Raw genomic sequence first — 12,188 nt, forward strand, 5'->3', positions numbered from 1 at the left:
TAATGCCGCGCAGGCCGCTCCGCGGCCCGGCCCGCGAGGGCACCTGCCCATCCTCCGCCCATGACCGCCACCCCTTCCGAGCCCTCCGCGCCGCCACCGGGCGCCCCCTCCCCCCGCCGTTCCTGGCGCGCCGCCTGGCGCGTGTACGGCGAGCCCGCGAGCCTGCGCATGCTGGCGCTGGGCTTCTCGGCCGGGCTGCCGCTGCTGCTGGTGCTGGGCACGCTGTCGTTCTGGCTGCGCGAGGCCGGCGTGGACCGCACCACCATCGGCTACCTGAGCTGGGTGGGCCTGGCCTATGCCTTCAAGTGGGTGTGGGCGCCGCTGGTGGACCGCATGCCGCTGCCGCTGCTCACGCGCGCCCTGGGGCGGCGGCGCGGCTGGCTGCTGCTGTCGCAGGCGATGGTGATCGGCGGGCTCGCGGGCATGGCCTTCAACGACCCGCGCGTGGACCTCGCGCCCCTGGTGTGGTGCGCGCTGGCGGTCGCCTTCGGGTCGGCCACGCAGGACATCGCGCTCGATGCCTTCCGCATCGAATCTGCCGACACCGACCGGCAGGCCGCGCTCGCGGCCACCTACCAGACGGGCTACCGCCTCGCGATGATCTGGGCCGGCGCCGGCGTGCTGTGGCTCGCGGCGCGCGCCGAGGTGCCGGGCGCCGAGGGATACCAGGGCGGCGCCTGGCGCTTCGCGTACCTGGCCATGGCGGCATCGATGCTCGTGGGCGTGGTCACCGTGCTGTGCTCGCGCGAGCCCGCGCCCCGCGCGCTGGCGCCGGCGCGCACGCCGGCCGAATGGCTGCGCGGCGCGCTGTTCGATCCGTTCGCCGATTTCATCCGCCGCTACGGCGCACAGGCCGCGCTGATCCTCGCGCTCATCGCGGTGTATCGCATCAGCGACGTGGTGATGGGCATCATGGCCAACCCGTTCTACGTGGACATGGGATACACCAAGGACGAGGTGGCCGCGGTGACCAAGGTGTTCGGCGTCTTCATGACGCTCGCAGGCGCGTTCGTGGGCGGCGTGCTGTCGATGCGGCTGGGCGTGATGCGCGTGCTCATGCTGGGCGCGGTGCTCTCCGCGCTCAGCAACCTGCTGTTCGCGTGGCTGGCGACGCGCGGGCACGACCCGCTGGGCCTGGTGCTGGTCGTGTCGGCCGACAACCTGGCGGGCGGCATCGCCTCGGCGGCGTTCATCGCCTACCTCTCGGGCCTCACCAACGTGCAGTATTCGGCCACGCAGTACGCGCTGTTCAGCTCCATGATGCTGCTGCTGCCCAAATGGCTCGCGGGCTTTTCCGGAAAGTTCGTGGACACCTACGGCTATGCGGAGTTCTTCATCGCGACCGCCGTGCTGGGCCTGCCCGTGCTCCTGCTGGTCGCGCTGGCAGCGCGCGCGCACGGCCGCGAGCGGCCCGCTGCGGGCGGCGCAGGCTGAACCCGGGCTGTTTACCTAACTTTACGGAGACTTCAACGCCCCGAGATGCACCGCGGCGAGCATGAAGCCTCCGCCTTCCTGCGGAGAAGACCACACGCCATGAGTACCGCACAACTGTTGATGATCGAAGACGACTTCCGCCTCGCGCAGATGGTCATCGAATACCTCGCCCAGTCGGGGCTGGAGGTCGCCCACACGGCCGACGGCCAGAGCGGCATGGCGCGGCTGCAGGGCGGCGACGCCGGCCCCCTGCCGGACCTCGTGATCCTGGACCTGATGCTGCCCGACATGGACGGCCTGGACGTGTGCCGCCGCATCCGTTCGCTGCCCGGGCCCGCCGCGCAGGTGCCGGTGCTGATGCTCACGGCCAAGGGCGACCCCATGGACCGCATCATCGGCCTGGAGATCGGCGCGGACGACTACCTGCCCAAGCCCTTCGAGCCGCGCGAGCTGCTGGCCCGCATCCGCGCCATCCTGCGCCGCCGCGAGAGCGGGCCGGCCGCGCCCTCGCAGGCGATGCGCTTCGGCACGCTGGAGATCGACCGCGACGCGCGCTCGGTCACCGTGGGCGGCCAGCCCGCCGACCTCACCTCCTACCAGTTCGACCTGCTCGTGGCACTGGCCGAGCGCGCGGGCCGCGTGCTCACGCGCGACCAGATCATGGAAGCCGTACGCGGCCGCGAACTGGAGGCCTTCGACCGCTCCATCGACGTGCACATGGGCCGCATCCGCGCGGCCATCGAGGCCGACCCGAAGAATCCGCGCCGCATCCTCACGGTGCGCGGCGTGGGGTACGTGTTCGCCAAGCAGCAGGACTGATGGTGGGCATCCCCCTGTGGCGCTGCGCGCCTTCCCCCTTCTCTCGCCGCGCTGCGCGCGGCGGGAAGGGGGACGACGCCGGTGGCCGGGCGGAGCCCGCTCCATGGCGTCCGCTGGCGTGGCCTGCTCCGCGGCCATCGGACCGGCGGCCGCCGTGCGCAATTCGCGGGCTGCGCGCATGGCGTAGCGCAATGGACCTCCGAGCCGGCGCAAACCGCGCCTGAAATCACCCCATGTCCAATCCCTTTTCCCGCCGCCTCTACCTGCGCATCTGGCTCGCCGTGGTCGGGGGCGTGGCCGTGCTCACGCTCGCCGTGGGCTGGGCCTGGCGCATCGCTTCGGAGCAGAACGCGCTGTCGCAGCCCGCGCCGCCGCCGCGCGAGATCGTGCTGCTCGATCCGGCGGGGCAGCCGGTGCTGCGGGGCCTCGCGATCCGCGTGCCGCCGTCCGAGGGCGGGCCGCCCGAGGGGCTGGAATTCCGCGTGGAGGCCGAGGGCGCCGAGCTGCCCTACACGCTGCAGTTCTCGCCGCGCATGCGGCCGCCCGGGCACGACCGGCGGGGCGGGCCCGAGGCGGCCTTCTGGACGCGGCCGCCGTTCGGCTTCCTGTGGCTGCTGGGGCTGGTGGGCGTGGCGGTGGCCGTGGGCGTGTTCCCCATCATCCGCCGGTTGCTCAAGCGACTGGAGAACCTGCAGCGGGGCGTGCAGCGCTTCGGCGAGGGTGACCTGTCGGTGCGCGTGGCCGAGCACGGCCTCGACGAAGTGGCCGACCTCTCGCGCCAGTTCAACGCCGCTGCCGCACGCATCGAGACGCTGGTGAAGTCGCACAAATCGCTGCTGGCCAATGCATCGCACGAGCTGCGCTCACCGCTCACGCGCATCCGCATGGGGCTGGAGCTGATGCAGGGCAGCACGCCCTCCCCGGCCTTCCGCGAAGAGATCCTGCGCAACATCGCCGAGCTGGACCAGCTCGTGGACGAGATCCTGCTCGCGAGCCGGCTGGATGCGCGCGAGGCCGACATGGGCACGGTCGAGGCGGTGGAATTGCTGGGCCTGGCCGCCGAGGAATGCGTGCGCGTGGACGCCGAGCTGGATGCAGGCATAGGCAGCGATGCCCTCGAAGTGCAGGGCGTCGCCAAGCTGCTGCGCCGCGCGCTGCGCAACCTGCTGGAGAACGCGCGCCGCTACAGCCAGGGTGAGATCACCGTGCACCTGCAGCGCGCCGGCGGCCACGCCGAAGTGCGCGTGTGCGACCACGGCCCCGGCGTGCCGCCGGCCCAGCGCGAACGGATCTTCGAGCCGTTCTACCGCCTGCCGGGCGCGAGCGAGCGCGCGGGCGGCGTGGGCCTGGGCCTCTCGCTGGTGCGCTCCATCGCCGAGCGACACGGCGGCAGCGTGCGCTGCGAAGACCGGCCCGACGGGCAGAGCGGCGCGTGCTTCGTGCTCTCGCTGCCGTTGGCGGGCGCCCCGGCACCGCAGTCCGGCGCCCCCGCTCTGCAGACCCCGCCCATCCCGCCCGTTCCCTGAGCGGCACCCGGCCGAGGCGGGTGTTTCTCCCGCGGCGCCGCCCCGCACTGCCCTGCCCTGCCGGCCGCAGGGCTCACGGAATCAAGGCCGTGCCGGCGCGCCGAGCGGCCAGCGCCAGGCCATGAAGGCGAAGAGCGCAGCCCCCAGCACCAGTGCCGATGCGGCGGCGCCCAGGCCGAGCGTGAAACCCGCCGCCTCGCTGGCCGTGTGGTGCAGCATCCAGGCCACCATCGGCGGGCCGGCGATCTGCCCCACCCCGTAGGCGGCCGTGAGCAGGCCCGGGAAGCTGTCGCTCGCCAGGGGCCAGAGGCGCCGCGCCTCCTGCAGCGCGTAGAAGGTGATGGCGGTGAACGGCAGGCCCAGCACCAGGCTGCCCAGCGCGAACCCCGCCGCCCCCGGCCATGCCAGGCCCAGGCCGATGGCGCCCGCCTGCACGAGGTAGGCGGCCAGCAGCAGGTGGCGCCGGTCCCAGCGTGCGGGCGTGCGCGTGGAGAGCCAGGCCCCCAGCGCCACGCCGGCGCCGAAGATCGGCCAGAACAGATCCACCCAGACCGAGCCGGCCGGCAGCGCCGACCGGGCGATCACGGGCAGGAAGGTGGCGGTGACGATGTAGCCCAGCCCGGCAAGGCCGTACGCCACGGTGAGCAGCACGCGCGCCAGGACTTCGCCCTGCCCGCCCGCCATGGGCGATGTCGTAGCCGCTGCAGTCGCCGTGGCGGCCGCGGGCTGCGCGCCCTGCCGGACGGCCGCCGGGCCCGGAGCCTCCGGCGCACCGTGCACGACCGGCCACGCCGCCGCGCAGAGCACCACGGCCAGCACCCCGAACGCGGCCCAGCCCGCGGCAGCCGGCCAGCCGCCGGCCACCATCGCGCTGGCCGACAGCCCCGTGAGCAGGATGCCGAGCCCCGGCCCGCAGAAGATCAGCCCGCCCAGGGCCGGGCGGCCCAGCGCCACGAGGCGCGCCATGCACCATGCCGAGATGTTGAGGAAGACGAAGGCGCTGGCCACCCCGGCCAGGAACCGCAGCGTCGGCCAGGCGCCCGGCACGGGCAGGGCCATCGCCAGCGTCAGCACGCCCGCCGCCACCAGGCCCGCGCGCGCCATGCGCGCCGCCGGCCAGGCCCGGCCCGCGCGCCGCGCCCACCAGGGCAGCGCCATGCACAGCAGCGCGCCGAGCAAATAGCCCAGGTAATTGGCCGTGGCGAGCCAGCTGCCGCCCGCGAGCGTGAGCGCGCCGTCCTGCAGCATCATGGGCAGCAGCGGCGTGAAGGCGAATCGGCCGATGCCCATGGCCGCGCCCAGCGCCGCCATGCCGGCCAGCGCGACCGCCAGCGGGCTGTGCGCGGGCAGGGAAGGAGTGGCCTGGAGGTCGGAGGGCGGAGATAAATTCATCTTGTTTTGTGATCTAATTTTTATAAATCATCTCACATCGAGATTTCACATACCCCCATGGACCTCATCGCCCTCGAGATTTTCCGCGCCGTGGCCACCGAAGGCAGCGCCACGCGCGCGGCCGAGCGCCTGGGCCGTGCGCAGTCGAACGTGACCACGCGCGTGCAGCAACTCGAAGAGCAGCTGGGTGCCACGCTGTTCCTGCGGGAGGGCCGCGGCATGGTGCTCACGCCCGAGGGCGAGACCCTGCTGGGCTATGCGCAGCGGCTGCTCGCGCTGGCGGACGAGGCGGCGCAGGCCGTGCACCCGGACCGGCCCGGCGGCCGGCTGCGGCTGGGCGCCATGGAGAGCACGGCCGCGGCGCGCCTGCCCGGCCCGCTGGCCGCGCTGCATGCGCGCTGGCCCGGGGTGCGCATCGAACTGTGCACCGGCCCTTCGCGCGCCCTGGTGGAGCAGGTGCGCACGCACGCACTCGACGCGGTGCTGGTGGCCTGGCCCCCGCCGGGCCTCGATGCGGCCGCGGACGCACTGGAGATCACCCCCGTGGTCACCGAGGCGCTGCAGCTCGCGCTGCCGGCCGCGCACGGCCCGGTGGCCGGCCCGTCCGACCTCGCCGTCGATACCCTGGCCGCCTTCGCTCCGGGGTGCACCTACCGCCGCATGGGCGAGGACTACCTCGCGCGGCGCTCGCCGGATGGCACGCTGCCGCAGGTGCTGGAACTCGCCTCCTACCATGCCATCCTGGCGTGCGTGGCCGCGGGCCGCTGCGCGGCCGTGGTGCCCCAGGCGGTGATCGATCTCATGCGCGATCCACCGCCCGTGCGGCTGGTGCCGATGGGCGAGTGCGACACGGTGCTCGTGCAGCGGCGTGGCTACCGCTCGGCAGCGCTGGATGCGCTGCGCGCGGCCCTGCCGCGACCGGGCGGCTGAAGGCCTGCACGGCCGCGCGGCCATCAAGGACACCCCTCCCCGCACACGGCAGGGGAAACGCATGGACGGCAGCAGGCCACGCTGCTTGCAAGCCGCCTCTACCCGCAGACACCGGGCCGTGGCAAGGGCCTGTCCATAAACAATCGTTAGGCATCGGTTCCAGAACGGCGGTGCCGGCGATGCGGCTTCCGCCCGTATGCTCTTTTCCGCCTCACGGAACGACCGTGGGCATTCCGCAAGCAGCGGCGCGGGCCTCCGGCACCGCCCGGGAAAGAGCCAACCGATGAGCGATCTCCGCGCACCCATGCGCCCCTGGCCAGGACGGCTGCTCCACGCCGTGCAGGCGGTGCTCCGGCCCACCCGTGGCCTGGCGCCCGGGCCTGCGCTACCGCCCGTGCGCCCGGGGCCGCGCACGCCGCTCTTCCTGGTCCACCACACGCACTGGCCGGCCTGCGCCCGTGCGGGACACGCGCAGGACTGACCGCATGCCGGCCGTGCCCGGCGCGGCCACCACAAGGAAAAAAGAGACATGGCAATCGAGGACATTGAAGTCATCCATACCCTGGGGCCCGCGGGCACCAATTGCGAAGCGGCGGCCCACGAGTGGTTCCGGCGGCGGGGCCGGGAGGGCTCCGTGCACCTGCACCCCACGCTGGAAGCCGCGGTGGGATCCCTGCAGGACGATCCGCGCATCGCGCTGCTCGGCTGCGTGGCCTACCCGGACCTGCACACGCTGGTGTTCTCCAATCTCGAACGCTTCCAGATGCTGGACATCTTCGTGATGCCCACCTTCAACATGGTCCTGGCCTCGCGCACGGGCGATGCGCCCGCCACCGTCGCCACGCACCCGGCACCGCAGAAGCTCGCACCGGCCGGCGCGCAGCTCTCCTACGCCAACAGCAACGCGCAGGCGGCGCTCGACTGCCATCTCGGCAAGGCCGAGGGCTGCGTGACCACGGCCAAGGCCGCCCGGTCGCTGGGCCTGAAGACGGTGCGCGACTACGGCCCGGTGCCGATGGGCTTCACGATCCACGCCGCCGCATGACCGCCCAACCGGACGCCCCGGCCCGGGTCCGCGCGCGCCATGCCGCGCGGCCGCCCGGCGCTTTCTCCAGCCCGATCCCCGCTCCGCTCGACCCCATGAAGACCACCCAACAGGACAAGACCGTGCAGGCGCTGGAGCGCCAGTTGAACGCGTTCCGGCAACGGCAGGCATTCGACGGCAGCATCGCCCACCCCACGCAGGAAGACCAGGCCGCGCTGCGCCGCATCCAGGCCACCGGCACCCTGCTGCACTCCCGCTACGGGCAGGCCCGCATGGTCGATGCATGGGAACGAGACATCGACGCCTGGCTGGCCGCAGGCCTCGCCACCCCGCCCTGCTTCGACCGGGTGCGCGACACCTACCAGCCGCCGCCCGACGGCATGGACGGCCTGTTCATCGGCCCGGTGATCACCGCCAACGGCCCCCCGCCGCGCGGCTACCACCTCGAATTCTTCATCGCGCGGCGCGAGGACCCGCCCGAGGTGAGCGATCTCGAATGGACCTACCCGCACCCGAAGAACAAGTGCGAATCCGCCCGCCTCCTGGCCGCCTCCGCCGGCTTCATGGAAGGCAACTGCATCGTCTTCTTCCCGGAAAACGTCCGCGCGCGCGAGAAGGTCAGCCACCAGCAGTACGCGCTGTTCTTCTTCAACAAGTTCCAGAAGATCTACGAAGAGATCACCGTGCGCAACACCGCCTCCCTGATCGGCCCGGACCTGGCCGAGTCCTGGGTGGGCGCCTCCCGCGGGATGGCCCCCGAGGACTGCTACCGCGCCCGCTGCGTGTGGGGCTACCTGCACGACTACTACCACCACCGCGGGCCGATGCCGCTGGACACGCACCTGCAGCTCAAGCTCAATTGGCACGCCGGCCTGCTGGAGGAGATCAAGGTGGACAGCCAGGTGGTGCTCGAATGCCTTGACCCGCGCATCGCCTACGGCGCCTCGGTGATCGAGTTCGTGCTGCTGGAGCGGCTGTTCCGCTACCCGCTGCAGCCCGACGTGCAGCGCAATTTCGACTCCGGCACGGGCGTGTTCCTCTTCGAATGGCTCGCGGAACACGGCGCCATCGCGGTGGACGGCGCCCGCATCACCGCGTTCGACCGCGAGGCCATCTACGGCGCATTGCGTTCGCTGGTGGAAACCATCGAGGCCCTGGAGCGCTGCGCGCGCGGCGAGGACTACAAGGCGCTGGCGCGGCAGTTCGTGCACCGCTACCTGCATCCGCCCAGCCAGGAAGGCGACCGCTTCGACATCCCGCCGCGCATGCGGGCCGTTCTCGACGCGGCGCACCGGCCCGGGCGCGAACTGCAGTTCGCGGACCTGGCCTACTGAAACCGCGACCGACGACGGACCGCGCCCGGTGCGCCGGCGCCCGCACGCGGGGCGCCGCGCGGCGCGGCGAGTATGGATAAGGATACGAAGACGGGCACCGCCCCGGCCTGCGAGGAGAACGAGACCATGAGCGACCTGGCCCGGACCGTCCGGCACATCTGGCTGGACGGAGAGATCGTGGCGGGCGAAGACGCCCGCCTGCACGTGCTGAGCCACGGGCTGCATTACGCGCAGAGCGTGTTCGAGGGCATCCGCGTCTACCACGGCGAGCCGTTCCGGCTGCGCGAGCACAACCAGCGGCTGATCGATTCGGCCCGGCTGATCGGGTTCGACCTGCCCTTCGGCGCCGACACGCTGGACCGCGCCACCCTGGATCTGCTGCGCTGCGAAGGCGTGCGCACCGGCTACATCCGGCCCGTGGCCTGGCTGGGCAGCGAGACGCTGTCGATGCTGCCCACGGGCGCCACACCGCACGTGGCGATCGCGGCCTGGGACTGGCCCGACATCTTCGGCCCGCAGGCGCGCCGCGAGGGCATCACGCTCGCGGTGTCGGAATGGCTGCGCCCAGGCCCGGCCTCCACGCCCGTGCAGGCCAAGTGCGCCGGCAACTACGCGCTGGCGGTGCTGAGCCGGCACTCGTCCGAGCGCAAGGGCGCGGACGACGCGCTGCTGCTGGACGCGCAGGGCCACGTCGCCGAGTCCACCGGCGCCAATCTCTTCATGGTGCGCGGGGGCGTGCTGGTCACGCCGCCGCCCGACTACGTGCTCAACGGCATCACCCGCCAGGCCGTGTTCGGCATCGCGCAGGCCTTGGGGCTTCCGGTGGAGGAACGCACCGTGCCGCTGCAGGAGCTGTGGGCGGCCGACGAGGTGTTCCTGTGCGGCACGGCCTATGAGATCCAGCCCGTGCGCGCCATCGACGCGCACACCTTCGCGGTGGGCGAGGTGTCGCGCGCCGTGTCGGAGCAATACCGGGCCATGGTCGGGGCCTGACCCGGGCAGCGGCCAGGCCCGCCCTGCGCCGGTGCGTAGTCGACCGGACTGGATGGCCGGGCGCCCCGCCGACATACTCCGGGGCATCCCCACCCGCCCCAGGAGACACCCCATGCCCGCCTTGCTGCCATCCACCCTCGGACTGCGCCTGCCCGTGTTCCAGGGCCCCATGACGGGCGCCGACACACCGGCCCTCGCCGCCGCGGTCTCGGAGGCCGGCGGCCTGGGCATGCTGGGCTGCGGCATGCGTTCGCCCGCCGCCATGGCGGACGCCGCGGCCGAGGTGCGGCGCCGCACCGCGCGGCCTTTCGGCATGAACCTCTTCGTGCAGGACACCCCCCGGCCCGACGAGGCGACGGTGCAGGCCGCGCTCGCGCGGCTCGCACCGCTCTACGCGCGCTTCGGCCTGGAACCGGCCGTGCCCGCGCAATGGTGCGAAGACTTCGCAGCGCAGTTCGAAGCGCTGCTGCAGGCCCGCCCGGCCGTGGCGAGCTTCACCTTCGGCATCCTCTCGGCGGCGCAGGTCGACCGGCTGCATGCCGCGGGCTGCACGGTGGTGGGCACGGCCACGACGGTCGCGGAAGCGCGCGCCTGGGAGGCCGTGGGCGCCGACGCGGTCTGCGCCTCGGGGCTCGAAGCCGGCGGCCACCGCGGCACCTTCCTGGGCGACTTCGATGCCGCGATGGTCGGCACGCTGGCGCTGGTGCCGCAGTGCGTGGACGCCCTCGCCATCCCCGTGGTCGCGGCGGGCGGCATCATGGACGGCCGCGGCATCGCCGCCGCGCTGGCCCTGGGCGCGCAGGCGGTGCAGATGGGCACCGCCTTCCTGGTGTGCGACGAATCGGGCATCGCGCCCGCCTACCGCCAGGCCCTGGCCACCGCGCGCGAGACCGACACCCGCACCACGCGCACGATCTCGGGCCGCCCCGCACGCGGCATCGTCAACGCGATGATGGACACGCTGGCCACCGACGAAGGCGCCGTGCCGGCCTACCCCGTGCAGAACGCGCTCACCGGCGCGCTGCGCAAGGCCGCGGCGGCCCAGGGCGATGCGCAATACCTCTCGCTGTGGGCCGGCCAGGGCGTCGCGCTCGCCCGGCCCCAGCCCGCCGCCGCGCTCGTCGAACGCCTGGAGGCCGAATGGCGCGCCGCAGCGGGCCGGGCGGCACGGGATGCGGCAGCGCCCTGACAGGGGCATGCCTTCACCCGAGCGCCGCCAGGGAAATCGCATCTGAACCCTCGGCCCGCCGTCGATGGGAGAAACTCCAGCGCTGAATCTCTCCCCAACGCCGCCGCCACCGGCCACCCCAGGCGCGAGCGCATCACGCCCGGAATGTCATCGAGCTGGAAGCGCCGGGTCTTGGGCGGCAGTTTCTTTTCGAGTTCCGCGCGCGTGCGCTCCCTGTCCACATGGACGATATCGCTCACCGGCTTCTCCCCCCGCTTGGGTTTACTAGTTTTTACGGGACCGGATTCTCAAGGGAAAGACGGCGGGGCACGGGAGAAGTCACGGATTTTTGGTGACTGCGGGTAACGTTCGCTGCTGGACTCGCGGGCTGGAATGCGGTCTCTCTGGCAATTCCACTGGGGCTATCGGGTTGGTTGGATGCACTTGCCTGCCCGCGCCGCCAGTTTGCTATGTTTTTAATAGCAAACTATTGAATGAATCCGGCGGCATGAGAGCAAAAAACACCTGAAAGCCCCTGGCCTGGGGCTTCCGCGCGCGGCGGCGTCAGTCCTTCCAGGGCAGCGATCGCGCCTCGCCCTGGATCACCGGCGCCTCGGCGTTCAGCGTCTCGCCGGCCAGTACGCGCTCGTACATGCGCAGGTAGTCGCGCGCCATGCGCTCGGCGCCGAAGTGGCGCACCACGTGGTCGTGGCAGGCGCGCGGATCGAAGCGGTTGACGCGCACGGCCTCGGCCAGCGCCGGGGCGTTGTCGGCCAGCACGCCGCAATCGCCGGGCACCAGTTCGGGCAGCGCGCCGTAGGGCGTGGAGAACACGGGGCAGCCGAAATACAGGCTCTCTATCACGGCCAGGCCGAAGGGCTCGTGCCAGCGCACCGGGAAGATCAGCCCGCGCGATGCGCCCAGCAGTTCGGTCTTCTGCGTGCCGCCCACCATGCCGAAGAAATGGATGCGCCGCGACAGCGTCCAGCGGAAGCCCCGGCGGAAGTTGATGCGGTCGCCGCCCAGCACGTCCAGTTCCACACCCGCGAGCTTGGCCACGCGGATCGCGCCGCTCACGTTCTTCACGCGCCACGCGGCCTTGCCGAGGAAGTGGTAGTGGCCCCGCGGCCGCGCGAAATCGACGGCGCCGTAGCCCTCCCAGAGCAGGCCGTTGTGCACGTACTCGGTGGAGCCGTAGCGCTGCGCATGGTCGCGCGAGAGGAACACGGTGTTGCGCGGCAGCGGCTTGGGCTTGCGCGCGTTGCCGTGCTCGGTGACGAGGTAGGGCTTGCCGATCTCGGAGCGCGGGTTGAACTGGAAGTGGGTGATGTCCACGTCGTCGGGGATCTGCGGCTCCCAGGGCGCGTCGGGGCGGATCGGCAGCACGCGCCCGAAGTCGCAGGTGGAGCCCTCGGGCACGAGGTAGCTCACGCGGTGGCCCAGGCGCACGAGCGTCTGGCCCAGGTCCCAGATGACGCGCTCCGTGCCGCCGTAGCCGTAGACGGGAATGGGGGAGTTGTTGACGAGCAGGACGTGCATGGTTCTGT

The 12,188-nt window shown here is 72.3% G+C and carries 11 protein-coding genes and 1 pseudogene; 9 read left to right on the forward strand and 3 right to left on the reverse strand.

The window, feature by feature from the left end:
• Positions 1-60 precede the first annotated feature (60 nt).
• From BM144_RS08865 to BM144_RS08875, 3 genes are all read left to right on the forward strand, one after another.
• Positions 61-1,434, forward strand: coding sequence for an AmpG family muropeptide MFS transporter (locus BM144_RS08865; protein WP_092951284.1), 1,374 nt, complete (start codon positions 61-63; stop codon positions 1,432-1,434).
• 99 nt (positions 1,435-1,533) lie between these two features.
• Positions 1,534-2,253 carry a response regulator gene (locus BM144_RS08870; RefSeq protein ID WP_092951286.1) on the forward strand — a complete coding sequence of 240 codons (720 nt, stop codon included), beginning with the start codon at positions 1,534-1,536 and terminating at the stop codon, positions 2,251-2,253.
• Positions 2,254-2,486: 233 nt separating this feature from the next.
• Complete coding sequence (locus BM144_RS08875) at positions 2,487-3,779, forward strand: HAMP domain-containing sensor histidine kinase (RefSeq protein ID WP_092951288.1); 1,293 nt, start codon at positions 2,487-2,489, stop codon at positions 3,777-3,779.
• Between the two features lie 81 nt (positions 3,780-3,860).
• On the opposite strand, the gene BM144_RS08880 is transcribed toward BM144_RS08875, so the two are convergent.
• Positions 3,861-5,171: a YbfB/YjiJ family MFS transporter gene (locus tag BM144_RS08880; protein WP_092951290.1), complete on the reverse strand. Its 1,311-nt coding sequence runs from the start codon at positions 5,169-5,171 to the stop codon at positions 3,861-3,863.
• 57 nt (positions 5,172-5,228) lie between these two features.
• Between BM144_RS08880 and BM144_RS08885 the strand changes: the two genes are divergently transcribed.
• The 6 genes from BM144_RS08885 (at position 5,229) to BM144_RS08905 (ending at position 10,662) form a co-directional block, all read left to right on the forward strand.
• Positions 5,229-6,101, forward strand: coding sequence for a LysR family transcriptional regulator (locus BM144_RS08885; protein WP_092951292.1), 873 nt, complete (start codon positions 5,229-5,231; stop codon positions 6,099-6,101).
• A gap of 283 nt (positions 6,102-6,384) precedes the next feature.
• On the forward strand, positions 6,385-6,582 hold the full coding sequence (locus BM144_RS22705) for a hypothetical protein (protein ID WP_139225680.1): 198 nt from the start codon (positions 6,385-6,387) through the stop codon (positions 6,580-6,582).
• Positions 6,583-6,630: 48 nt separating this feature from the next.
• Positions 6,631-7,146, forward strand: a complete 516-nt coding sequence (locus tag BM144_RS08890) for a type 2 periplasmic-binding domain-containing protein (protein WP_092951294.1) — start codon at positions 6,631-6,633, stop codon at positions 7,144-7,146.
• Positions 7,143-8,480, forward strand: coding sequence for a DUF6421 family protein (locus BM144_RS08895; protein ID WP_139225681.1), 1,338 nt, complete (start codon positions 7,143-7,145; stop codon positions 8,478-8,480). Before BM144_RS08890 ends, BM144_RS08895 begins: the two co-directional genes overlap by 4 nt.
• Before the next feature lie 72 nt (positions 8,481-8,552).
• The gene (locus BM144_RS08900; protein WP_217644336.1) at positions 8,553-9,473 is read left to right on the forward strand and encodes a branched-chain amino acid transaminase; all 921 of its coding nucleotides are present in this window, start codon (positions 8,553-8,555) and stop codon (positions 9,471-9,473) included.
• Positions 9,474-9,585: 112 nt separating this feature from the next.
• Positions 9,586-10,662 carry an NAD(P)H-dependent flavin oxidoreductase gene (locus BM144_RS08905; protein WP_092951300.1) on the forward strand — a complete coding sequence of 359 codons (1,077 nt, stop codon included), beginning with the start codon at positions 9,586-9,588 and terminating at the stop codon, positions 10,660-10,662.
• Positions 10,663-10,757: 95 nt separating this feature from the next.
• Here BM144_RS08905 and BM144_RS23795 read toward each other — a convergent pair.
• Positions 10,758-10,901 (reverse strand): annotated as a pseudogene (locus tag BM144_RS23795) (DUF6402 family protein); the annotation flags it as partial.
• A gap of 304 nt (positions 10,902-11,205) precedes the next feature.
• On the reverse strand, positions 11,206-12,180 hold the full coding sequence (locus tag BM144_RS08910; RefSeq protein WP_092951302.1) for a glycosyltransferase: 975 nt from the start codon (positions 12,178-12,180) through the stop codon (positions 11,206-11,208).
• Positions 12,181-12,188: the final 8 nt, after the last annotated feature.

Origin of the sequence: Paracidovorax konjaci (assembly GCF_900112675.1) — a bacterium.
GTDB lineage: Bacteria > Pseudomonadota > Gammaproteobacteria > Burkholderiales > Burkholderiaceae_C > Paracidovorax > Paracidovorax konjaci.

Coding starts and splice junctions, on each gene's coding strand:
- BM144_RS08895 (WP_139225681.1), top strand. CDS start 7,143: ATGACCGCCCAACCGGACGCCCCGGCCCGGGTCCGCGCGCGCCATGCC.
- BM144_RS08865 (WP_092951284.1), top strand. CDS start 61: ATGACCGCCACCCCTTCCGAGCCCTCCGCGCCGCCACCGGGCGCCCCC.
- BM144_RS08910 (WP_092951302.1), bottom strand. CDS start 12,180: ATGCACGTCCTGCTCGTCAACAACTCCCCCATTCCCGTCTACGGCTAC.
- BM144_RS08905 (WP_092951300.1), top strand. CDS start 9,586: ATGCCCGCCTTGCTGCCATCCACCCTCGGACTGCGCCTGCCCGTGTTC.
- BM144_RS08875 (WP_092951288.1), top strand. CDS start 2,487: ATGTCCAATCCCTTTTCCCGCCGCCTCTACCTGCGCATCTGGCTCGCC.
- BM144_RS22705 (WP_139225680.1), top strand. CDS start 6,385: ATGAGCGATCTCCGCGCACCCATGCGCCCCTGGCCAGGACGGCTGCTC.
- BM144_RS08900 (WP_217644336.1), top strand. CDS start 8,553: ATGGATAAGGATACGAAGACGGGCACCGCCCCGGCCTGCGAGGAGAAC.
- BM144_RS08885 (WP_092951292.1), top strand. CDS start 5,229: ATGGACCTCATCGCCCTCGAGATTTTCCGCGCCGTGGCCACCGAAGGC.
- BM144_RS08890 (WP_092951294.1), top strand. CDS start 6,631: ATGGCAATCGAGGACATTGAAGTCATCCATACCCTGGGGCCCGCGGGC.
- BM144_RS08880 (WP_092951290.1), bottom strand. CDS start 5,171: ATGAATTTATCTCCGCCCTCCGACCTCCAGGCCACTCCTTCCCTGCCC.
- BM144_RS08870 (WP_092951286.1), top strand. CDS start 1,534: ATGAGTACCGCACAACTGTTGATGATCGAAGACGACTTCCGCCTCGCG.